This window comes from Herbidospora yilanensis (genome assembly GCF_001570565.1).
GTDB lineage: Bacteria > Actinomycetota > Actinomycetes > Streptosporangiales > Streptosporangiaceae > Herbidospora > Herbidospora yilanensis.
The window spans coordinates 546560-569211 of record NZ_BBXE01000013.1 but is presented as its reverse complement, the minus strand read 5'-3'; the positions used below and the strand labels follow the sequence as shown (position 1 = coordinate 569211).

Here is a 22652-nt window from a genome sequence, read left to right as displayed (position 1 = left end):
CGGAACGGTGTTCGGAAGGGAGAATGGCAGTCATGCCCGAACCTTCGTATCCCGATCTCGACCGACCCCAGTTGTCCCAGGCCGCCCTCCGGGCCGAGCTGGTCAGGCCCGGATCGTTGTGGTCGTCCCTCACCGTGGTCGAGCGCACCGGCTCCACCAACGCGGACCTCGGGCAGGCCGTCCGCGACGGCGTCCGCGAGGGCGCGGTCCTGGCCGCCGAGTCGCAGTACGCCGGGCGGGGCCGCCTCGGCCGCGTCTGGATCGCCCCGCCGCGCTCCGGGCTCACCTTCTCCGTCCTGCTCCGGCCCGAGGCCAGGACGTCCCTCCAGGGCTGGTTGCCGCTGCTGTTCGGGCTGGCCGCAGCCACCGCGATCCGCCAGGTCGCCGAGGTCGACGTACGGCTGAAATGGCCCAACGACCTGCTCCACGACGAACGCAAGCTGGCCGGCGTCCTGGCCGAGCGCATCGACTCGGCCGTGGTCATCGGCATGGGCCTCAACGTCAGCCTGCGCGACTCGGAACTCCCCGTCCCCCACGCCACCTCTCTGGCGCTGGCCGGGGCGACCTGCCTCGACCGCGACCGGCTGCTGGCCGGGGTGCTGCGGGAGCTCGAACGGCTCTACCGCGACTGGTGCCTGGCCGGCGGCGACGCCGACGCGTCGGGCCTGCGGGCCGCCTACCTGGCGGCGAGCGCGACGGTCGGGCAGGAGGTCCGGGTCGAACTGCCCGGCGAACGGCTGCTCACCGGCCGGGCGACCGGGATCAGCGAGTCGGGTCAGCTCGTCGTCAGAAGCGGCGGAACCGACCATCCCCTGAGCGCGGGCGACGTCGTCCACGTTCGACGCTAGAACCACGCCCGGAACGGACTGGTACGTGCCACGATGTGGCCCATGGGTCTCCCTGATCACCACCTGACCGACGGTGAGCGAGTGGTCCACTCGTTCCACCCGCACTGGAAGCGGCTCGTCGGTCCGTTCCTCGCGCTGGTCCTCGTCGTGGCCGCCTCGTCGGCCGCGATCTACTTCATACCGAACGACTACGAATTCTCCGGCATCGCCCGCATCGCGGTCGCGGTGGTCTCGGTGGTCGCGCTCGTCCTGCTCACCTTCGTGCCCTATCTGCGGTGGAAGACGACCGGCTACACCCTGACCACCCACCGGTTCACGATCAGCACCGGCGTCCTCAGCAAGTCCCAGGACGACATCCCGCTCGCCAAGGTCAACTCGGTCAGCTCCGACCAGACCCTGATGGAGCGCGTCCTGGGCAGCGGGACCCTGAAGGTAGAGTCGGCGTCCGAACGCGGCGTCATCGACTACCGCGACATTCCCAAGATCCAGACCATCCGCGCCGATCTGTTCCGGCTGGTGGAGGACGCGTCCGACGGAGTCGTCGACGGTCACTGATCTGTGGCGATGCTCACATAGGCAAGCCTAACCAAAGTCGGTTACCTTAGGAGAGCCTTACCTATGCATCTCCGAGGGGTCCCTGATGTACGCCTGTGTGTGCCGCGCCGTCACCGAGAACGAGGTGCACGACTGCATCGCCAACGGCGCACGGACCATGCGGCAGATCCGCGACACCACCGGCGCCGGGGGCGACTGCGCCTCTTGTGTCAGGAAGATCTGTGCCATTCTGAAGCGGTCAGAGAGTTTGATCACGACCGCTTAGGCAAGGGGCCCCGGCATGCAGGGCGACAAGGACATCATTGCGCTGCTCAACGAGCAGCTTACGTCTGAGCTGACGGCCATCAATCAGTACTTCCTCCACGCCAAGATGCAGGAGAACTGGGGCTTCACCAAGCTTGCCAGCTTCACCCGCGCCGAGTCGATCGACGAGATGCGCCACGCCGAGGCGCTGACCGACCGCATCCTCTTCCTCGAAGGCCTGCCCAACTACCAGAAGCTCTTCACCCTCCACGTCGGCCAGACCGTCAAGGAGCAGATCCAGAGCGACCTGGAGCTCGAACTCGGCGTCGTCAAGCGACTGAAGCCGGGCATCGCCCTCATGCGTGAGCGCGGCGACATCGTCTCGGCGCTGCTCTTCGAGGAGATCCTCAAGGACGAGGAACACCACATCGACTACCTGGAGACCGAGTTGTCCCTCATGGAGACGCTCGGTGACGCTCTGTACCTCCAGCGGTACGCCGAGCCGCCGTCCGCCTCCTGACTCAGTCGAGACGCAGGGCCGCGAGAAACGCCCGCCGGGGTCCCGGCGGGCGTTCGCTTTTCCTGGCCGCCAGCCCGCCCGGACATGCCGCCGCAAAAACGCCTTTGTCCACGTTTGCCCAGGTCAATTGATGGGTCAACGTGGAGTCAAACCGCGCGCTGTGCCCGGGAAACGATCGCCTAAGGTCCTACGATCGCTTCCATGACCTGCGTACTTCTCGCCGAGGATGACACCTCGATCTCCGAGCCGCTTGCGCGCGCCCTGCGCCGGGAGGGCTACCAAGTCGAGGTGAGTCCCGACGGCCCGCAGGCCCTGGAAAGGGCACTCTCGGGAGGCGTCGACCTCATCGTTCTCGACCTCGGTCTCCCGGAGATGGACGGCCTGGAGGTCGCCCGCCGTATCAGGGCCGAGGGCCACGGCACTCCCGTTCTGATTCTGACCGCTCGCGTCGACGAGGTCGACACCGTCGTCGGCCTCGACGCGGGGGCGGACGACTACGTCACCAAGCCGTTCCGCCTCGCCGAACTGCTCGCCCGCGTCCGGGCCCTGTTGCGGCGGGGGACCTCCGAAACGCCGGTGGTCCAGGGCGTCCGGATCGACGCCGACTCCCGCCGGGCCTGGATGGGCGACAAGGAACTCCACCTGACCACCAAGGAGTTCGACCTGCTCCGCGTACTCGTGCGCGACGCCGGCAAGGTCGTGACCCGGGAACAGATCATGCGGGAGGTCTGGGACACCAACTGGTGGGGTTCCACCAAGACCCTCGACATGCACATCTCCTGGCTGCGGCGCAAGCTCGGTGACGACGCGGCGAAGCCGCGGTACATCACGACCGTCCGAGGGGTCGGCTTCCGCTTCGAACGCGAGTAAGGGGCATGCGGAGGCGTCTGCTCTCCTCGATGCTGCTCGTCGCGGTCATCGCGGTGCTGCTGCTCGGAGTTCCCCTCGGTGTGGTCGTCGTACGTCTCATCAACGACGAAGCCGCGCAGGAGCTCCGAGCGGAGGCCACGCGCGTGCTGATCAGCGTTGAGTACGCCATCAGCCAGGAGCAGCCGGTCGATCCCAAACAACTGGAGCGGAACTACCCCAACCGGTTCATCCAGGTCGCGTTCCGCGGCATAGAGCCGATCACCGTCGGCGTCGAACCTCCCGTGAACCGGTCGCTGACCGAGGACGCGCGCTCCGAGAACGGCGTCGTCCGGCTCAGCCGCGACACCGCCGAGATCGACCGCGACATCCGGGCGCGGCTGCTGCTGACCATCGCCCTGGCCATCGCCGCCCTGGTCGTGGCCATCGGGCTCGCGGTCGTGACGTCGCGCAGACTCACGCTGCCGCTCCTCGATCTGGCCAAGATCGCGGAGCGGCTGGGCTCGGGCGACGCCCGTCCGAGCAAACACCGCTACGGCATCCCCGAGCTCGACCGGGTCGCCGAGGTGCTCGACCGCAGCGCGATCCGCATCTCCGAACTGCTCGGCCGGGAGCGCGAGTTCGCCACCGACGCGTCCCACCAGCTCCGCACGCCTCTGACCGGGCTCACGATGCGCCTGGAGGAGATCGTCGCGGCGGCGTCCCAGCCGGCCATCGTGCGCGAGGAGGGGGAGGCGGCGATCGTCCAGGCCGAGCGGCTGACGGCGGTCATCGACGAACTGCTCAACGCCGCCCGGCGGCAGCGCCACTCCCAGGCCGAGCCGATCGACGTCGACGAGGTGCTGGTCCAGCAGATCACCGAGTGGGATCCCGCGTTCCGGCGCTCCCACCGGTCGATCCAGCTCACCGGGAGCCGGGGCCTGCACGCGCTGGCCACCACGGGCGGCCTCAGCCAGGTCGTGGCCACGCTGCTCGACAACTCCCTGCACCACGGGGGCGGCATCGTGTCGATAACCACGACGAGCTCGGAGAAGTCCATCGTCATCGAGGTCTCCGACCAGGGCGAGGGGGTGCCCGAGAAGATCCGTACCAGGATCTTCGAACGGAGCGTGACCGGCGGCAGCGGCACCGGGCTCGGGCTCACGCTGGCACGGTCACTGGTCGCCGCCGACGGCGGGCGGCTGGAGCTGGTCAAACCCCGGCCGGCGACGTTCGCGATCTTCCTCAGGAAGGTCGGCGACGACGAAAAGGGCTACCGCGTGGTGAGCGGCCCCGCCTGACCTTCCTCCTGGACCACCGGCGGGGCCATGAACACCCACCGCTTGTACGACCAGAAGCGGAACAGGGTGCCGAGACCGGTGCCGATCACGAGGCCGATGTTGTTGGACAGCAGGCTGTCGAAGCCGAGCGTGTAGCGGATGAAGCCGAGACAGATCAGCTCGATCAGCAGGCCGACGCCGTTGAACAAGAAGAACAGGACGTACTCGCGGGCCAGGCCGCTCTGCTCGCGGTGGCGGAAGGTCCAGAACCGGTTGCCGAAGTAGGCGAACGTGGTGGCGACCACCGTGGCGATGACGTTGGCTATCAGCGTGCCCTCGGAGCCCCACATGGACCAGAGGATGTTCACCAGGCCGAACTTGATCACGGCGGCGATCGCCCCGACGGCGCCGAACTTGATCACTTCTCGGAGGAGGGTGGCGAATCGCGCGTAGGCGCCGCGGATGAGTTGCTGCACGAGCCGCACAGTCCTTCCTGGTGGAATGGGGTCGTCTCAGGCTACCGGTTGGGGCTGTTAGGCGGGCTGAAAGCTTCCTCTGAGTCCCTTTCTGCCCAGGTCGTCCAAGAACATTTCAAGAAATTTCAGACTTTGCGGCCCGATCGGGGTCGCCACGGGCTACGTTGGCGCCCGACGTCACACCCGCGCGCACATTTGGGAGAGGTGCGGGCATCCTCATGGGCCGACTGAGCCGGACGGTGATCACCGGTATCGTGCTGGGCCTGTCGGCCGCCTGCGGCGGGCTGCCCGCGGAGACCACGGCCCGCGAGTCCCCCTCCCGCGAGCCCGAGACCCTCACCCTGGCCGCCGCCGAGGCCGCCTTCGCCGACCTGGGCGAGCTTGAGACCGCCTGGCACGACAGCGACTGCGACGAGGTGGCCCGGCTGCTGGCCGCCCCGATCGCCGAGCTCGCCGGCTCCGCCTGCACGGCCACCGCGCTCGGCCACGAGAGCGCCCGGTTCGACTACAGCGAGCCGGAGTTCTACCTGCCGAGCCGCAGCGTCAAGGGAAAACCGTGGTTCGCCGCCCTGGCGAAGGAGCCCGACCCGGCCTATTTCGTCTTCACCCAGGGCAAGGGCGGCTGGCGGCTGGCCCTCGGGCCGGTCCCGGTGCCCGAGGGCGCCCCGGAGGTGCCCGTCACCGACGCCGTCGTGCCCGCCGGCGACGTCAATCCGCAGGTCACCGCGAGCCTGGTGTCCCAGCGCTGCCTGACCTATCTGACCGACCCGACCGGGGTCAACGGCATCCGGGTCTCCTCCGGCGACGCCATGCGGGACCTGCGTGACTCGATCACCCGGGCCCCGGCCAGACACCGCCCCGACAGGATCAGTGTCGACGTGCGCCTCGTCCGGGGCGCGCCGGCCCACGCGCTGGCCCTACCCGGCGGCGCGTTCCTCGTCTTCCACACCCTGCGACTGGTCACCACCCAGAGCCCCGGCCCCGGCCGGGACGAACTGGCCAAGTCCTACTTCGCCGAACAGGACGTCCGTGCCTTCGCCGGCCACGGCCGGCTGGGCGAGGTGACCGCCGAGGAGCTGTTGTTCCTGGCCACGAAGGTCGACGCCGACGGCCGGATGACGACGGTGGGGATGGGCCGCAGGCTGGCCTCCGTGACGAAGGCCTGAACCGGGCTGGGTAAGCTTCCCGTTCGTGAACAGCCCCTTCATCGTCGGCATGGTCGGCGCCGGGCAACTGGCCCGGATGACCCAGCAGGCCGCCATCGCCCTCGGCGTCGAGCTCCGGGTGCTGGCCCAATCGCGGGACGAGAGCGCGGCCAAGGTCGTCGTCGACACCCGGCTCGGCGACCACCGCGACCTCGCCGACCTCATGGCGCTGGCCAAGGGCTGCGACGTGGTGACCTTCGACCACGAGCACGTGCCGACCGAGCTGATCGAGTCGCTCGGGGCGCCGGCCCGGCCGGGCGCCGCCGCGCTCGTGCACGCCCAGGACAAGCGGGTCATGCGGGAACGGCTGACCGCTCTCGGGGTGCCGTGCCCCCGGTGGAGCTCGACCGACTTCACCGCCCCCGTCGTGCTGAAGGCCGTCAGGGGCGGCTACGACGGGCGGGGCGTGTGGGTGGCGCGCACCCAGGCCGAGGTCGACGAGGTGGTCTCCCACGGGATCGACCTCATCGCCGAGGAGATCGTGCCCTTCGAGCGGGAGCTCGCCGTGCTGGTGGCGCGCTCGCCCCACGGGCAGGGGGTGGCCTACCCGGTCGTGGAGACCGTCCAGGAAGACGGGATCTGCGTCGAGGTGATCGCGCCCGCCCCCGGGCTCGACCCCGAGCTCGCCGCCGAGGCGCAGCGCATCGCCCTGACCATCGCCGAGGAGCTCGGCGTGACCGGCCTGCTGGCCGTGGAGATGTTCCAGACCGCCACGGGCCTGCTGGTCAACGAACTGGCCATGCGCCCGCACAACTCCGGGCACTGGACGATCGAGGGCGCCCGCACCTCCCAGTTCGAGCAGCACCTCCGGGCGGTGCTCGACCTGCCGCTGGGCTCGCCCGAGATGGCGGCGCCGGTGGTCGTGATGGCCAACCTGCTGGGCGGCCCCGACCCCGACGTGTATTCGCGCTACGAGCACGTGATGGCCAACGACCCCGGCATCAAGATCCACTTCTACGGCAAGGACGTCCGTCCCGGCCGCAAGATCGGCCACGTGACCGCCCTGGGCGACGACCTCGACGAGGTCCGCGCGCGGGCGAGGCACGCGGTCACCTGTCTGAGAGGACCCATCAGTGTCTGAGCTCGGGCCTGAGGTCGGCGTCGTCATGGGCAGCGACTCGGACTGGCCCGTGATGGGCCAGGCCGCCGAGGCGCTGCGGGAGTTCGGCGTGTCCTTCGAGGCCGACGTGGTGTCGGCGCACCGCATGCCCGAGGAGATGATCGCCTACGGCAAGTCGGCCGCCTCCCGGGGCCTGAAGGTGATCGTGGCGGGCGCGGGCGGCGCGGCCCACCTGCCGGGCATGCTGGCCTCGGTGACCCCGCTGCCGGTCATCGGCGTGCCGGTGCCGCTGAAGTACCTCGACGGTATGGACTCGTTGTTGTCGATCGTCCAGATGCCGGCGGGGGTGCCGGTCGCGACGGTCGCGGTCGGCGGGGCGCGGAACGCGGGGCTGCTGGCGGTGCGGATCCTGGCGGCGTCCGACCCGGCGCTGCGGGAGCGGATGGTGGAGTTCCAGGCAGAGCTGAAGAAGACGGCCCACGCGAAGGGCGAGGCCCTCCGGAAGGCCGCGGGTTCGTAGGGGTCTACTGCGGGCGGCCTAGGGCTCGGTAGTTCCAGCCGGCCTCGCGCCAGACCGTCGCGTCCAGGGCGTTGCGGCCGTCGACGATGTTGCGGAGGTTGACGACGCGGCCCAGGGCGTGGGGGTCGAGGTCGACGAACTCCTGCCACTCCGTCAGGAGCAGGACCACGTCGGCGTCGCGGGAGGCGGTCAGGGCCGACTCGGCGTAGCTCAGGGTCGGCTGGGCCTTGCGGGCGTTGTCCAGGGCCACCGGGTCGTAGACGGTGACGGAGCCGCCCTCCTGGCCGATCGTGGCGGCCACGTCGAGGGCGGGTGAGTCGCGGATGTCGTCGGAGTTGGGCTTGAAGGCCGCCCCGAGCACGCCGACCACGCGGTTGCGGAACGAGCCGCCGACCATGTCGCGGGCCAGGTCGACCATGCGGGCGCGGCGGCGCATGTTGATCGCGTCGACCTCGCGCAGGAAGGTCAGGGCTTGGTCGGCGCCAAGTTCTCCGGCGCGGGCCATGAAGGCGCGGATGTCCTTGGGCAGGCAGCCGCCGCCGAACCCCAGGCCGGGGTTGAGGAAGCGGCCGCCGATGCGTTCGTCGTACGAGAGGGCCTCGGAGAGCCGTTTCACGTCGGCCTGGGTGGCCTCGCAGACTTCGGCCATGGCGTTGATGAACGAGATCTTGGTGGCCAGGAACGCGTTGGCGGCCGTCTTGACCAGTTCGGCGGTGGGGAAGTCGGTGACCACGATCGGGACCTCGCCGAGCGGCGCGTAGACCTCGCGCAGGACCTGCTCGGCCCTGGGGGAGGCGACGCCCAGGACGATCCGGTCGGGGTGGAGGGTGTCGTTCACGGCGAAGCCCTCGCGGAGGAACTCGGGGTTCCAGGCCAGGTCGACGTGGCCGCCCGCCAGTTGCCGGAGCCGGGTCGCGAGGCGCTGGGCGGTGCCGACCGGGACGGTCGACTTGCCCACCACGAGGCAGTCGCGCCGCAGGTGCGGGGCGAGCGACTCGACGACCTGATCGAGGTGGGAGACGTCGGCGGCGTACTCGCCCTTCTTCTGGGGGGTGCCGACGCAGATGAAGTGGACGTCGCCGAACTCGGCGACCTCCTCATAGGAGGTGGTGAACCGGAGGCGGCCGGTGGCCACGTGTTTCGCGAGGAGGGCGCCCAGGCCCGGTTCGTAGATCGGCGACTCGCCGCGCCGCAACCGGGCGATCTTGTCGGGATCGACGTCGAGGCCGAGCACGTCGAAGCCGAGCTCCGCCATGCACGCGGCATGCGTCGCCCCCAGATATCCGGTCCCCAGGACCGTCAGTCGGTGTGTCACGCCGCCGCTCCCCTCGATGACCTGCACTTATCAGGGTGTGTGATGTTACATGAGGCTATCGGTGGCAGATCGTTCACCGCTGTGATAGTTGGACGTCCTACAATCCGTACATGAGCTTTCCTCTGTACGCGCCGGCGGAGGAGCACGACATGCTCCGCGAGGCGGTCCGCGCCCTGGCAGAAGAGAAGATCGCCCCGCGTGCCGCCGCGGCCGACGAGAACGAGGAGTTCCCCGCAGACTCCTACAAAGACCTCGTCGCGGCCGATTTCCACGCGGTCCACGTGCCCGAGGAATACGGAGGGGCGGGGGCGGACGCGCTCGCGGCGGTGATCGTCATCGAGGAGGTGGCGCGGGTCTGCGCGTCGTCCTCGCTGATCCCGGCGGTCAACAAGCTGGGCACGGTGCCGCTGCTGCTGTCGGCGTCGGAGGAGCTCAAGGCGGCCTACCTGCCCGCCGTAGCCCGGGGCGAGGCGATGTTCTCCTACGCCCTCTCCGAGGCCGAGGCCGGCTCCGACGCCGCCGCGATGCGCACCCGCGCCGTGGCCGACGGCGACTCCTATGTGCTCGACGGCGTGAAGACGTGGATCACCAACGCCGGCGTCTCGGAGTACTACACGGTCATGGCGGTGACCGACCCGTCCGCCGGGGCCCGGGGCATCTCCGCGTTCGTCGTCGAGAAGTCCGACGAGGGCGTCTCGTTCGGCCCCAAGGAGAAGAAGCTCGGCATCAAGGGGTCGCCGACCCGGCAGGTGATCCTGGAGAACGTGCGCATCCCCGCCTCTCGCATGATCGGCGCCCCCGGCACCGGCTTCAAGACCGCCCTGGCGACCCTCGACCACACCCGCGTCACCATCGCCGCGCAGGCCCTCGGCATCGCCCAGGGTGCGCTCGACTTCGCCATCGGCTACGTCAAGGAGCGCCGTCAGTTCGGCAAGGCCGTCGGCGACTTCCAGGGCGTCCAGTTCATGATCGCCGACATGGCGATGAAGCTGGAGGCGGCGCGGCAGCTCACCTACGCGGCGGCGGCCAAGTCGGAGCTCGCCATGCACGGCACCCCGGTCAAGGACCTGACGTTCTTCTCCTCGGCGGCCAAGACGGCCGCCTCGGACGCGGCGATGGAGATCACCACCGACGCGGTGCAGCTCCTCGGGGGGTACGGGTACACGCGGGACTATCCGGTGGAGCGCATGATGCGCGACGCCAAGATCACCCAGATCTACGAGGGGACCAACCAGATTCAGCGGATGGTGATGGCGCGGCAGCTCCTGAAGTAGGTCAGTCGGCCCGTTCCCGGCGCAGGGCGGGCAGGTCGGCCCGGGAGTCGATGCCGAGTTTGGGCAGCAGCCGGGCCAGGTGCGCGCCGACCGTCCGGCGCGACAGGTAGACCTGCTCGCCGATCTCCTCGTCCGACAGGCCATCGGCGGCCAGCCGGGCGATCTGCAGTTCCACGGGCGTGAGCTTGTCGCGGGCCGTCAGGACCCGGTCGGCGCTGACCTCGCCGCAGGCACGCAGCCCGCGCCGGGCCCGGTCGCTCCAGGGTGCCGTCCCGAGGGCGTCGAAGGTGTCGCGGGCGGCGCGCAGCAGCGGCCGGGCCTCGCCCGGATCGCCCCGGCCCAGCAGCCACTCGCCGTAGGCCACCTGCGTGTACGCGCGGGCGAACGGCCAGCGGGCGTGGTCGGCGGCGAGGGCGTCGGTGAATCGGGCCCGCGCGTCGGCCGGGTCGGCGAGCAGCGCCCGGGCCAAGGGCAGGCCCACGTGCAGCGCGGGCGCGGGCGTCCTCCGCGCCGCCTCCTCCAGTTCGCGCAGCACCGCCCGCGCCGGGCCGGTGTTGCCGCTCCCGGCGGCGGCGTCGGCGAACGCGGCGGCCACGTAGCAGCGCAGCGCGAGCTGGTAGGACGGGTCGGCGGGGTCGTGGAGACGGCGCAGGTGCCCGTACGCCTCGTCGTGCCGGCCCTCGCCCAGCGCCGCCAGGCCGCGGGCCATCTGCACGGTGGCGAGCACCGGCCGCACCCCGGCCGCCACGCTCATCGCCTCGGCGCGCGCCGCGAGCTCCCGGGCCTGCCCGGGTTCGCCGCGCAGCGCCGCGAGCATCGCCTGGGTGGACACGGCGGTGCCGTACATCTGCGGCTGGTCGGTCTCCAGGGCCAGCCGGGCCGCCTCCTCGGCGGCCGGGATCGCCACGTTCAGGTTGGTCCGGAGCACCGCGCTCCACGCCTGCTGCGCGAGGGAGCGGGTGAGCAGGTAGAGCCGCCCCTGGGCGCGCAGCCCCGGCAGCGCCGCCGCGGAGAAGGTCTCCACCTGCTCGAACGCGCCGACGATCACCGCCGCGGAGCCCAGCAGCCGTGCCGCCTTCGGGTCGATGACGGGTTCGGCGGCCAGCTTCCGCAGCCCTTCGACGACCACGGCGCCCCGGTCGATCGGCGCGGCGTAGGCCAGGATCGCCAGCAGCAGCGGGTTCGCGGCCGGCACCGGGAGGCTCTCGGCCGCCGTGACGATCCGGTGACGTGCCTCGGCGCCCGGCTCGATCCAGAAACACTGCAGCGCGGCGCTCCACAGGATGCGGAGCGCCTCCTCCGGGCGGCCGTCGGCGGCGACCGACTCGGCCAGGGCGGCGAGCGTCTGCGGGCCCGTCGCCCGGCCGTCGGAACCGTCGTTGAGGGTGCCCCGGATCCACGACGACTGCGCCTGCTGGCGGGCGGTGAGCGGCAGCAGTTCGGTCTGGCGCAGCAGGCGTACGACGACGTCGCGGCCGCCCAGCTCGACGGCCTGGTCGGCCGCCCGGAGCAGCCGGTCGGCCCGGCGGCGCGCGTCCTCGGTGAGCTTGGCCGCCTGCTCCAGGGCGGTCACCGCCTCCGTCGGGGCGCCGCGTTGCGCGACGCGGGCGGCCATGGCGTCCAGTTCGGCGGCGATCGCCTCGTCGGGCCGGGCGGCGGCCGACGCGCGGTGCCAGATCCTCCGGTCGGCGGCGTGTTCGTCACCCTGCCGGACCGGTGCCGCCGCGAGCGCCGCGTGGCCGGCGCGGCGCTGCGGCAGCGACGCGGCCTGGTAGATCGCCGAGCGCATGAGCGGGTGCCGGAACCGGATGTGGGCGGCGTCCGGCTCGATCAGCCCGGCGCGGATGCCCGGCGCCAGGTCGTGGCGGGTGACCGGCCCGGCGGCGAGGACGGCGGCGGCGGCCAGCGCCTCGTCCTGCGTGGTGCCCTCGCCGAGGGCCGCGACGAGCAGCAGGGCCCGCGTGGCGGCGGGCAGGTCGCCCACGCGGGCGCCGAAAGTGCGCTCCAGCCGCTCGGTCAGCGGCAGCCACGGCGACGACAGCAGTCCGGCCCCCTGGTCGCGCCATTCGCCGGTCAGCTCCACCAGCGCGAGCGGGTTGCCGGCGCCCTCGTCGAGCAGCCGCCGCCGGGTCCGGGGATCGATTCCGGGGGCACGCGCGTCGAGCAGGAGCGCCGCGACCGCGTCCGGCAGCGGACCCAGGACCAGCTCGGGCAGCCCCGCCTCGGCCAGCGCGCAGGGCACGCCGTCGCGCAGCGTGACGAGCAGCGCCACCGGCTCGGCCGCCAGGCGCCGGGCGACGAAGGACAACACCCCGGCGGTGGGCGGGTCGAGCCACTGGCCGTCGTCGGTGAGCACCAGCAGGGGGGTCCGGCTCGCCGCCTCCACGAGCAGGTTGAGCGTGGCGAGGCCGACCAGGTAGAGATCGGGGACGGGGGCGTCGATCAGGCCCAGCGCGGCGGCCAGCGCCCGCCGCTGCGGATCGGGCAGCATCGTGTCGTCCAGGCGGGCGGGATGCAGCAGGCGGTGGAGGCCGGCGTACGGGAGATGGAACTCGGCCTGGGTGCCGGCCGTCGACAACACGCGCAGCCCGGCGGCCCGGCCGGCGTCCGCGGCCTCGGCCAGCAGTGCGGACTTGCCGATGCCCGGCTCGCCGCGGACGACCAGCGAACCGCCCCCGTCGCGCACACCGTGGAGGAGGCCGGACAGGCGGGCGAGCTCCGGGTCTCGTCCGACAAGAGCCGGTTTGGCGGAATGGCTGGACATGGTGACATAGTCTCCTGGGTGCCGCCTCCCGGGCGATCCCGCCCCGGCACCCGCGCACGCTTCGTCGAGGGGGCAATCGTGTCCGACGACGTCACCGCCACGTCGCTGCACGGCCGGAACGCCGAACGGGACACCATCGACGAGATGATCCGGCGGCTCGGCGCGCGGCTCAGCGACACGCTCGTCCTCGCCGGGGAGCCGGGCGTCGGCAAGACCCGGCTGTTGCAGGCGGCGGCCTCGCGGGCCTCGGCGGCCGGGCTGCGCGTGCTCGCCGTCTCCGGCGTCGAGTCGGAGCTTCCGCTCGGCTTCGCCGCGCTGCACCACCTTCTCGCGCCGTTCCTCGATCGGCTCGGCCGGATCCCCGGGCCGCAGGGCGACGCCCTGCGGCGCGCGTTCGGGCTGACGCACGGCCCCCCGCCCGACCAGTTCCTGATCGGCCTGGCCACCCTCAGCCTGCTCGCCGAGATCGCCGCCGACCGGCCCCTGCTATGTCTCGTCGACGACGCCCACTGGCTCGACCGCGACTCCGCCCAGGCGCTCGCGTTCGTCGGCCGGCGGCTGCACGCCGAAGGGGTCGGGCTGCTCGTCGCACTCCGCGAATCGGGGGCGGCGCTGTTCGAGGGCCTGCCGGTCCGCCCGATCGGTGGGCTGCCCGACGCGGACGCCCGTCGGCTCCTCGCGGAGTGCGTCGCCGGCCCGCTCGACGACGCGGTGGCCGGGCGGGTGGTGGAGCAGACCGACGGCAACCCGCTCGCGCTCATCACGCTGGCCGCCGCCCTCTCGGCCGAGCAGCTCGCGGGCCACGCCGACCTGCCGGTACGCCTCCCGCTGGGGGCCCACCTGGAGACCTACTTCCTGGGTCAGGTCCGGGCGCTGCCCCCGGCCACCCGGGAACTGCTGCTGGTCGCCTCGATCGCCCCCGCCCACGACCAGGGGCTGCTCTGGCGGGCGGGGGCGCTGCTGGGCCTGTCCCCGATCGACGCCGACCCGGCGCTGGCCGAGGGCGTCCTGCTGCCCGGCGACCTGGCGGGCGGCAGCGTCACCTTCCGGCATCCGCTCATCCGGGCCGCGGTCTACAACGCGTCCCCGCCCGCCGACCGCCGCCGCGCCCACCGGGCGCTGGCCGACTCCAGCGACCCCGTGCTCGACCCCGACACCAGGGCCTGGCACCTCGCCGCCGCCACCCCCGGCACGGACGAGGGCGTCGCCCGGGACCTGGAGGCCTCCGCCGAGAGAGCCCGCGCCCGGGGCGGCTACACCGCCCAGGCCGCCTACCTCGCCCGCGCCGCCGAGCTCAGCCCGGACGCGCGGGCGCGCGGCGGACGGCTGCTGGCGGCGGCCGGGGCGTTCCTGGCCGCCGGGGACATCGCGGCGGTCCGCCGCCTGCTCGACCAGGCGCGGCCGATGCTGCACACCCCCGTCGCCCGGGCGATGGGGGAGCGGCTGCGCGCCGCCGTCGCCAACTACGACGACCGGGTGGCGCACGCGCCCGCGATCCTGATGGACGCCGCCACCGCGCTCGGCGACGGGGACGAGCGGCTGACCCGGGTGATGCTCCGCGAGGCCATGGAGACCGCCATGGTCGCGCTGGAGCACACGGTCGGCGTCCGGCCGCTCGACGTGGCCCGCGCCGTGCTCGCCCTGCCGCCCGATCCGGCGGATACGGCCGCCGATCTGCTGGCGCGGGCGTTCGCCACCCGGGTCACGGCCGGCTACCGGGACGCGGTGCCGCTGATGCGGGCCGCGATCACCGAGTTGTGCACGGCGGAGCGGCTCAGCGAGGAGGGGATGCCCCTCGCGCTGCTCGGCGGGCTGGCCGCCGACGAGCTGTGGGACGAGCAGGGCCGGTTCGCGCTGCTGCGCCGACTGGCGGCGGCCGGCCGTGAGAACGGGGCGCTGCACGCCCTCCGGGTGACGCTCACCCTGCTGGCCGGCAGCGAGCTGCGCGCGGGCCGGATCGCCGTCGCCGACTTGCACTACGCCGAGAACTTCGACCTGTACGCGATGAGCGGCCTGATGCCGAAGGGCGGCCCGCAGTGGCAGATCGAGCAACTGGTCTGGCAGGGTCGTGAGCAGGAGGCCCGCGCCGCGGCCGACCAGATCGCCGTGATCGCTGCCCAGAACGTCCCGGCCCTGGTCAACCAGGCGGCCCTGGCCATGACGGTGCTGGAGGTCAGCCTCGGCAACTACCGCGAGGCGCTCGACCGGGCCCGCCCGGTGTTCGACCGCGACCCGCCGGGCAGCGGCAACCGGGTGCTGCCCGACCTGATCGAGGCGGCGGTCCGGGCCGGCGACCTCGACACGGCACGGCTGGCGCTGGCGCGGCTGGAGGAGCGGGCCACGGTCAGCGGCACACCCTGGGGGCTCGGCCTGCTCGCACGCGGCCGCGCGCTGCTCGGCGAGCACGGCGGCGGATCCGTGGAGCCGCTCTACCGGCAGGCCCTGGAGCTGCTCGGCCGAACCCGGACGCGCACCGACCTGGCCCGCACCCACTTGCTCTACGGGGAGTGGCTAAGGCGGCACCGGCGCCGCGGCGAGGCCGGGGCGCAACTCCGCACCGCCCACGAGATGTTCGCCGCGATGGGCGCCGGGATCTTCACCGAGCGCGTCCGGGTGGAGCTCGCCGCGACCGGAGAGCGGGTGGCGCCCCCGGCCCCGCCGGTCGGGCCGGTGCTGACCCCGCAGGAGACCAAGATCGCCGAGCTGGCCGCCGAGGGCGCCACCAACGCGGAGATAGCCCGGCGGCTGTACGTCAGCACCTCCACCGTCGAATACCACCTCACCAAGATCTTCCGGAAGCTGCGGATCACCTCCCGGAGGCAACTGCGGGAACTCCGCAAGGACGGCCTCACCCCGTGACTGGGGTGTTTCCCTGATTCGGCGGCCTCCTCCGGCGCGGTTCCATGAGAACGACGACGCATGGGGGAGGAAAAGGTGCCCGCTCACGATCTGCACGCGCGCTTCCTTGAGGTACGCCGCAGGGCGAAGGGACCTGTCGCCGTCGTCGACGCCGACACCATGTTCGTGAACAGTGCCGCCGCGGGCCTGCTGTCGTCCGCCGACCGCACGCCGCTGTGGGCGTGGGCCCGGCGGTGGCTGGGCGCCGAGCCGGAGCGGCGGCCCGGACGGCTGACCCTGACCTCGGGCACGTCGTCGGGGCGGTGCGAGGGCGTCTACGACGACGGCGCCCTGGTCGGCGCGGTGATCTGGCTGACCGGCGCCCCGGCCGAGACCGGTCCGGCCTGGTCGCGGCTCACCGACTCGGAGCGGACCGTCGCCGAGCACGTCGCCCGGGGGCTCACCAACCGGGAGACGGCGGCGCTGTTGTTCATCTCGCCGCACACGGTCGACTACCACCTGCGGCAGGTGTTCCGGAAGTTCCAGGTGCGCTCCCGGGTGGAGCTGGCCCGCCTGATGGCGATCCGGGCGGGCTGAGGACTACGCGTTCGCGTGGGGTGCCGGGCGGGCCCGGTCCCTAGCGTGAGGAGTGCCCGCCCGCCTGCTGAGAGGCCGCCATGAGCACTCCCGTCGTCTTCATCCACGGACTGTGGTTGCACGCCACCTCCTGGGACCCCTGGATCGACCTGTTCCGGGAGGCCGGTTACGCTCCCGTCGCGCCCGGCTGGCCCGGCGACGGCGCGACCGTCGAGGAGTCCCGGGCCAACCCCGAGGCCATCGCCGGCCACGGCATCGACGACGTCGTCGAGCACTACTCGAAGATCATCGGTGGCCTGCCGGAGCGCCCGATCCTGATCGGCCACTCCTTCGGCGGCATGATCGCGCAGAAGCTGCTCGGGCTGGACCTCGGGGTCGCCGCCGTCGCGATCGACGCCGCGCAGATCAAGGGCGTGCTGCCGGTGCCGCTGACCGCGCTGCGCTCAGCGCTGCCGGTGTTCCGCAACCCCGCCAACCGCAACCGGGCCGTGTCGCTCACCGAGGACCAGTTCCGGTACGCCTTCGGCAACGCCGTCTCCGAGGAGGAGTCGGCCGAGCTCTACCGGAGGTGGAGCATCCCAGCCCCCGGGAAGCCGCTGTTCGAGGCAGCGACGGCCAACTTCGACCCACACTCGCCCGCCAAGGTGGCGACCGGGAACGAGTCACGCGGTCCGCTGCTGCTGATCACCGGCGGCCGGGACCACACCGTGCCGGAGTCGGTCACGCTGGCCACGCTGAAGCAGTACCGGCACTCCGCCGCGATCACCGACTTCCACGAGTTCCCCGACCGGGCCCACTCGCTCACCATCGACGGCGGCTGGCGAGAGGTCGCCGACGTCACGTTGGCCTGGCTCGCCCGCCACTCCCTCTGAGGCATGTGGAGAAGGCCGGCAATGGAACTGCACCTGCAAGGCAAGACCGCCGTGGTCACCGGGGCGAGCAAGGGCATCGGGCTGGCGATCACCCGGGCGCTCGCGGCGGAGGGCGTCAGCGTGACCGCCGGAGCGCGGCACATCAGCGCCGGGTTGTCGGAACTGGCGGCGAGGGGCCGCGTGCGCCCCGTCGCGGTCGACCTCGCCACCCTGGACGGCCCGGCCGAACTGGTCGCGGCGGCCGGGGAGGCCTTCGGCGGCCTGGACATCCTGGTCAACAACGTCGGCGCGGTGCGCCCGCGCACCGGCGGCTTCGCGTCCGTCACCGACGTGGACTGGCTGGCCACCCTGACGGTCAACTTCCTGTCCGCGGTGCGTGCCACCCGTGAGGCGCTGCCGCTCATGCTCGGCCGGGGCGGCGGCGCGATCGTGACGGTCGGCTCCGTCAACGCGTCGCTGCCCGACCCGCTGGTGATCGACTACAGCGCCGCGAAGGCGGCCCTGGCCAGCTTCAGCAAGTCGCTGTCGAAGGAGCTCGGCCCCGAGGGGATCAGGGTCAACACCGTCAGCCCCGGGCCGGTCGCCACCGACCTGTGGCTCGGCGCCGAGGGGGTCGCCGCCACGCTGGCCCGCCACAACGGCGGCGAGTCGCGCGCGGTGGCGGAAAAGGCCGCCGCCGACTCGGTCACCGGCCGGTTCACCCGCCCGGACGAGGTCGCCGACCTCGTCGTCCTGCTCGCCAGCGGGCGCGCGGGCAACGTCACGGGCGCCGACTTCGTCATCGACGGCGGCCTGATCGACACCCTGTGACCTCCGCTTGTTTGTCGGTATATGAGGGATTTCTGGCCGGATGAGGGCGGCGCCGCAGACCCGTCCACGGGCAGCATGGAAGCCGGACGTTCCTTCCACAGCCGAAAGGTCGGCGGCGATGCCAGAGGCCATCGGGGGGCTGGAGATCCCTGAGACGACGGCGGTCGCCGAGGCGACCAAGATCGTTCAGGACATGACCGGCCCCCTCATCTACCACCACTCCCGGCGGGTCTTCTTCTTCGGGCTGATCCACGCCAAGCGGCTCGGCGTGAAACCCGACCCGGAGCTGCTCTACCTGGCGGCCATGTTCCACGACACCGGCCTCCAGACCCCCTTCTCCGGGGTGGAGCAGCGCTTCGAGCTCGACGGCGCCGACCACGCGCGCGCGTTCCTGCTGGAGCGGGGCTTCGCCACGGCCGCCGCCGACACGGTCTGGACGGCGATCGCCCTGCACACCACGCCGGGCGTGCCCGGCCGGATGGCCCCGGAGATCGCGGCCGTCCACCTCGGCGTGCTGACCGACGTGGTCGGCTTGGGTCTCGACGGGTTCGCGCACGGTCAGCTTCAGGAGATCCTCGCCGCCCACCCCCGGGGCGACTTCAAGAACGAGTTCCTGCGGGTGTACGCCGACGGGCAGAAGGACCGCCCGGAGACCACCTTCGGCACCGTCAACTCCGATGTGCTCGAACACTTCGTCCCCGGCTTCCGGCGGACGACGACGGTCGAGCGTGTCCTGAACTCCCCGTGGCCGAGCTGATGCGGGCGGTCGTCGCGCGGGAGCGCGACGCCGGGATCGACGGGCTGACCCTGGCCGACATGCCCTATCCGCACGCGGCCGAGAACGACGTCATCGTGCGCGTGCACGCCGCCGGGTTCACCCGGGGGGAGCTCGACTGGCCGGCGACGTGGACCGACCGGGCCGGCCGCGACCGGGCGCCCAGCATCCCCGGTCACGAGTTGTCGGGGGTGGTGGCCGAGCTCGGCTACGGCACCACCGGTCTCACCGTGGGCCAGCGGGTCTTCGGCCTGACCGACTGGGCCAGGAACGGGTCCCTGGCCGAGTTCACCGCCGTGGAGGCCCGCAACCTGGCCCCTCTGCCGGCCGACGTCGACCACACCGTGGCCGCCGCGTTGCCCATCTCCGGGCTGACCGCGTGGCAGGGGCTGTTCGACCACGCCCGTCTCACGGTCGGCCAGACCGTCCTGATCACCGGCGCCGCCGGGGGTGTCGGCTCGATCGCCGTCCAGCTCGCGCGGGAGGCGGGGGCCGTCGTGATCGCGGCCGGCCGGGCCCGCGACCGCGAGATCGTGTCCGGCCTCGGCGCCCGGACCTTCCTCGACCTCGACGCCGAGGACGTGCGGGACGCCGGTGAGGTGGACGTGGTGTTCGACGTCGTCGGCGGCGACGTCCTGGCCCGGTCGGCCGAGCTGGTCCGTCCGGGCGGCACCCTGGTCAGCGTCGCCATGCCGCCCGAGGTGCGGCCCGCGGACGGGCGGGCGTTGTACTTCGTCGTCGAACCCGACCGCGTCCGGCTGGCCGACCTCGCCCAGCGGGTCAGGGACGGACGGCTGCGGCTGCTGGTGGGCGACGTGCGCCCGCTGGCGGAGGCGGCCGGCGGGTGGGCCCGCAGACCCGCCGCGCCCGGCAGGACGATCATCCAGGTGGCGGCCTGAGCGTGCCGGCGGCCGTGTCAGCGCCGCGACGGCCCGGTGTCAGCGCGTTCGGCGACCGTGGTCCTCACGAACCGAACGGCAGGACGCGAGGAGAACATCATGGGCCGTTTCACCGAATCAGGGTTGCGCCGAGTGCGTGAGGTGCTGACCCGGCACGTCGAGTCGGGCCGCATTCCCGGTGTGGTCGCGCTGGTCGGCCGGGGCGAGGAGGTCCACGTGGAGGCGGTCGGCACCATGTGCCATGACGGCGGGCCGCCGATGAGCCGGGACACGATCTTCCGGATGGCCTCGACGTCGAAACCGGTGTCGATGGCGGCGGCGATGGTGCTGCTGGACGAGTGCCGGTTGCGGCTCGACGACCTGGTCGATCCGTGGTTGCCCGAACTGGCCGGCCGCAAGGTGCTCAAGCGTGTCGACGGGCCGCTCGACGAGACGGTGCCGGCGCGGCGGCCGATCACCGTGCGTGACGTGCTGACCTGCACGTTCGGGCTGGGCATGGACATGACCGCGCTCGGGTCGCCGATCATGAACGCGATCTTCGAGCGGGGCCTGACGCCGAACCTGCCGGTGGAGATGCCCGAGCCCGACGAGTGGATGCGCCGCCTGGGCGAGTTGCCGCTGATGTACCAGCCCGGGGAGCGCTGGCAGTACCACATCGGCAGCGACCTGCTCGGCGTGCTCGTCGCCCGCGTGACCGGCCAGTCGTTCGAGAGTTTCCTGCGGGAGCGGGTGTTCGGCCCGCTGGGGATGCGCGACACCGGCTTCCACGTGCCCGCCGAGAAGCTGGACCGGCTGCCGCCGCTGTACGCGCCCGACCCGCAGACCGGCGAGTTCCTCGTCTGGGACGAGGCCAAGGGCGGCCGCCACAGCACGCCCCCGGCCTTCCAGGGCGGGGGCGGAGGGCTGGTCTCCACCGCCGACGACTACCACGCCTACTTCCGGATGCTGCTCAACGGGGGCGAGCGGATCCTGTCGCGGCCGGCGGTGGAGCTGATGACCACCAACCGGCTCACGCCCGAGCAGAACGCCGCCCGCAACGCCCTGGCCACCGCCAACGTCCACGTGTCGTTCGGGCAGGGCCAGCACGGCGGCTGGGGCCTGGGGATGGCGGTGCGGACCTACCGGGGCGACTACGCCCCCGTGGGCCAGTTCGGCTGGGACGGCGGCAGCGGCACCTCCACCTACGCCGACCCGGCCAACGGGCTCGTCGGCGTCCTGCTCACCCAGGTCGGCATGTCGGTGCCGGACCCGGCCCGGCTCGTCCATGATTTTTGGACCACCGTCTACCAAACGATCGAGGAGTAAAAGCTTTGCCCAACGCGAACCCCGCCAGGCGTCGGCCTTGGCGGGGTTCACCGCGCTGACCGGCCAGAACAGGTTTTGGCCAGGTGAACTGAGCGTCATAGACTCAAAAGCGAACAGCAGGTCGTCCGCCTCCCCAGAGAATCGCCGTCGAGGTGACTTCGCCCTCGGCCCGGACGCCTCTCGCACAAGCGGAACAGACCGCGCGATGACCTGACGACACACCGGCCGCCGCAGAGGCCCGACCGGCGTTCTCGCGTTTCCTTTCCGCGCGGCAGAAAGGCCTTCGATGACGCGAGCCTTCCGAGTCCGGAGAACCGTGGCGACCGCCCTGGTGACGACCCTGGTGTGCGTCGGGGTCAGCGTGCTCTTCCTGCTCTTCGCGGGCTACAAGGAGATGGACAGCGTCCAGGCGCGGGCCACCATGACGTGGGGCCACGTGGTCCCGCTCATCCGGGAGGGCCCGCTTCCGAAGACCCTGAAGGACGAATCCGTCAACGCCGTGCAGGTGGTGGACGCGCGCGGGCAGGTCGTGGCGGCCACCCCGCAACTGGCCGGAAAGGGCCCGATGGCCGACTTCCACGCCGACCGCGCGAGCGTGCGGGCGGTGCGGACGTTGTGCCCGCCGGCGGGGCTCAGCGAATGCGCGACCGTGTTGTCGTACAAGGTCTACCAGCCGGGCGGGTTCTGGTTGCTCTACATGGCGCTGCCGGTAGTGGCCTGGTACGGGAGCGTCAGCTCCATCGTCACGGCGATCGGGGTGTCGCTGCTGGTGATCACGGTGCTGACCGCCTGGACCTTCCGCGACCTCACCAAGGCCCTGGCCCCCGTGAACGCCATCCGCTCGCGGATGGCCGAGATCACCGCCACCGGCCTCGACCGCCGGGTCCCGGTGTCGACCAAGTACGAGGAGATACAGCTCCTCGCCGAAACGGTGAACGCCACCCTCGACCGGCTGGAGGTCGCCTACCAGCAGCTCCGCCGCTTCACCCAGGACGCCTCCCACGACCTGCGCACCCCCATCACGGCCATGCGGGCCCAGTTGGAGGAGGCGCTGATGCACCCCGACGGCACCGACTGGCCCACGATGAGCACGGAGGTCCTCGCCGGGGTCGAACGGCTCCAGGCGATCGTGACCGACCTGCTGACCCTGGCCCGCCTCGACGCCCGCGCGCCGGTCGACCGCTCGCCGACCGATCTGGCCGCCCTGGTCGACGGGGAGCTGAAGCGCCGGGCGTACCGGAAGGAGATCGTCACCGACCTGGCCGAGAACGTGCGGGTCGACTGCGACCGGCTGCGGATCGCCCGGGTGCTCGGCAACCTGCTCGACAACGCCGAACGCCACGCGACCTCGCAGATCACCGTGCGGGTGCGGGCCGACGCCACCTGCGCGATCCTTGAGGTGCTCGACGACGGGGCCGGGATCTCGCCCGAGCACCGGGAGATCGTCTTCGACCGGTTCACCCGCCTGGACGCCTCACGGGCGCGCGACGCGGGCGGGACCGGGCTGGGCCTGGCCATCGCGCGGGAGATCGCCGAGGCGCACGGCGGGAGCCTGACGATCCAGGACAGCGAACGAGGGGCCCGGTTCGTATTGCAACTCCCCGCCATTTTCAACCTATAGCGCAACCCCGGGCTTGCCACAAGCCCCCC

At 72.1% G+C, this 22652-nt stretch carries 21 protein-coding genes; 18 read left to right on the top strand and 3 right to left on the bottom strand.

Translation table 11 applies throughout. The features are described from left to right. The first annotated feature begins 32 nt into the window (after window positions 1-32). From AW273_RS02690 to AW273_RS02670, 6 genes are all read left to right on the top strand, one after another. A complete protein-coding gene (locus AW273_RS02690; protein WP_062344794.1) occupies window positions 33-848 on the top strand; it encodes a biotin--[acetyl-CoA-carboxylase] ligase in 816 nt (271 codons plus the stop codon). Window positions 849-890: 42 nt separating this feature from the next. Continuing rightward, entirely contained in the window at window positions 891-1403 is a 513-nt protein-coding gene (locus tag AW273_RS02685; protein WP_062344792.1) for a PH domain-containing protein, read from the top strand. Window positions 1404-1488: 85 nt separating this feature from the next. Continuing rightward, window positions 1489-1668 carry a (2Fe-2S)-binding protein gene (locus tag AW273_RS35940; protein ID WP_030451325.1) on the top strand — a complete coding sequence of 60 codons (180 nt, stop codon included), beginning with the start codon at window positions 1489-1491 and terminating at the stop codon, window positions 1666-1668. Window positions 1669-1683: 15 nt separating this feature from the next. After that, the gene (bfr, locus tag AW273_RS02680) at window positions 1684-2166 is read left to right on the top strand and encodes a bacterioferritin (RefSeq protein WP_030451324.1); all 483 of its coding nucleotides are present in this window, start codon (window positions 1684-1686) and stop codon (window positions 2164-2166) included. Window positions 2167-2367: 201 nt separating this feature from the next. After that, window positions 2368-3036: a response regulator transcription factor gene (locus tag AW273_RS02675; RefSeq protein WP_030451323.1), complete on the top strand. Its 669-nt coding sequence runs from the start codon at window positions 2368-2370 to the stop codon at window positions 3034-3036. 5 nt (window positions 3037-3041) lie between these two features. After that, window positions 3042-4313 carry a sensor histidine kinase gene (locus AW273_RS02670; RefSeq protein ID WP_062344790.1) on the top strand — a complete coding sequence of 424 codons (1272 nt, stop codon included), beginning with the start codon at window positions 3042-3044 and terminating at the stop codon, window positions 4311-4313. On the opposite strand, the gene AW273_RS02665 is transcribed toward AW273_RS02670, so the two are convergent. Then, window positions 4286-4768, bottom strand: coding sequence for a GtrA family protein (locus tag AW273_RS02665; RefSeq protein ID WP_198167972.1), 483 nt, complete (start codon window positions 4766-4768; stop codon window positions 4286-4288). The genes AW273_RS02670 and AW273_RS02665 overlap by 28 nt on opposite strands. A 218-nt stretch (window positions 4769-4986) precedes the next feature. On the opposite strand from AW273_RS02665, the gene AW273_RS02660 reads away from it, so the two are divergent. From AW273_RS02660 to purE, 3 genes are read left to right on the top strand one after another with little or no spacing between them, the layout of a single operon-like run. Continuing rightward, on the top strand, window positions 4987-5934 hold the full coding sequence (locus tag AW273_RS02660) for a hypothetical protein (RefSeq protein WP_062344788.1): 948 nt from the start codon (window positions 4987-4989) through the stop codon (window positions 5932-5934). Window positions 5935-5983: 49 nt separating this feature from the next. Further along, entirely contained in the window at window positions 5984-7054 is a 1071-nt protein-coding gene (locus AW273_RS02655; protein WP_062345411.1) for a 5-(carboxyamino)imidazole ribonucleotide synthase, read from the top strand. Continuing rightward, window positions 7047-7553, top strand: a complete 507-nt coding sequence (purE, locus tag AW273_RS02650) for a 5-(carboxyamino)imidazole ribonucleotide mutase (RefSeq protein ID WP_269750207.1) — start codon at window positions 7047-7049, stop codon at window positions 7551-7553. The genes AW273_RS02655 and purE overlap by 8 nt, the downstream gene beginning before the upstream one ends. Before the next feature lie 4 nt (window positions 7554-7557). Here the strand turns inward: purE and AW273_RS02645 are convergent, their stop codons facing one another. Then, complete coding sequence (locus AW273_RS02645; protein WP_083949499.1) at window positions 7558-8868, bottom strand: UDP-glucose dehydrogenase family protein; 1311 nt, start codon at window positions 8866-8868, stop codon at window positions 7558-7560. A gap of 110 nt (window positions 8869-8978) precedes the next feature. On the opposite strand from AW273_RS02645, the gene AW273_RS02640 reads away from it, so the two are divergent. Continuing rightward, complete coding sequence (locus AW273_RS02640) at window positions 8979-10142, top strand: acyl-CoA dehydrogenase family protein (protein WP_083949448.1); 1164 nt, start codon at window positions 8979-8981, stop codon at window positions 10140-10142. Window position 10143: 1 nt separating this feature from the next. On the opposite strand, the gene AW273_RS02635 is transcribed toward AW273_RS02640, so the two are convergent. Continuing rightward, window positions 10144-12906 carry an ATP-binding protein gene (locus tag AW273_RS02635; RefSeq protein ID WP_062344784.1) on the bottom strand — a complete coding sequence of 921 codons (2763 nt, stop codon included), beginning with the start codon at window positions 12904-12906 and terminating at the stop codon, window positions 10144-10146. 78 nt (window positions 12907-12984) lie between these two features. Between AW273_RS02635 and AW273_RS02630 the strand changes: the two genes are divergently transcribed. The 8 genes from AW273_RS02630 to AW273_RS02595 all read left to right on the top strand — a co-directional run bounded on the left by AW273_RS02630 (window position 12985) and on the right by AW273_RS02595 (window position 22623). Continuing rightward, a complete protein-coding gene (locus AW273_RS02630) occupies window positions 12985-15765 on the top strand; it encodes a helix-turn-helix transcriptional regulator (protein WP_198167971.1) in 2781 nt (926 codons plus the stop codon). 75 nt (window positions 15766-15840) lie between these two features. After that, the gene (locus AW273_RS02625; RefSeq protein WP_232327032.1) at window positions 15841-16341 is read left to right on the top strand and encodes a helix-turn-helix transcriptional regulator; all 501 of its coding nucleotides are present in this window, start codon (window positions 15841-15843) and stop codon (window positions 16339-16341) included. 80 nt (window positions 16342-16421) lie between these two features. Continuing rightward, the gene (locus tag AW273_RS02620; protein ID WP_062344780.1) at window positions 16422-17213 is read left to right on the top strand and encodes an alpha/beta hydrolase; all 792 of its coding nucleotides are present in this window, start codon (window positions 16422-16424) and stop codon (window positions 17211-17213) included. 21 nt (window positions 17214-17234) lie between these two features. Then, entirely contained in the window at window positions 17235-18023 is a 789-nt protein-coding gene (locus AW273_RS02615) for an oxidoreductase (RefSeq protein ID WP_062344778.1), read from the top strand. Between the two features lie 118 nt (window positions 18024-18141). Then, window positions 18142-18780 carry an HD domain-containing protein gene (locus tag AW273_RS02610; RefSeq protein WP_062344776.1) on the top strand — a complete coding sequence of 213 codons (639 nt, stop codon included), beginning with the start codon at window positions 18142-18144 and terminating at the stop codon, window positions 18778-18780. Then, a complete protein-coding gene (locus AW273_RS02605; RefSeq protein ID WP_232327030.1) occupies window positions 18768-19697 on the top strand; it encodes an NADP-dependent oxidoreductase in 930 nt (309 codons plus the stop codon). Before AW273_RS02610 ends, AW273_RS02605 begins: the two co-directional genes overlap by 13 nt. A gap of 99 nt (window positions 19698-19796) precedes the next feature. After that, entirely contained in the window at window positions 19797-21002 is a 1206-nt protein-coding gene (locus tag AW273_RS02600; protein WP_062344774.1) for a serine hydrolase domain-containing protein, read from the top strand. Window positions 21003-21318: 316 nt separating this feature from the next. Further along, window positions 21319-22623, top strand: a complete 1305-nt coding sequence (locus tag AW273_RS02595; RefSeq protein ID WP_232327029.1) for a sensor histidine kinase — start codon at window positions 21319-21321, stop codon at window positions 22621-22623. The last annotated feature ends 29 nt before the right edge of the window (window positions 22624-22652 follow it).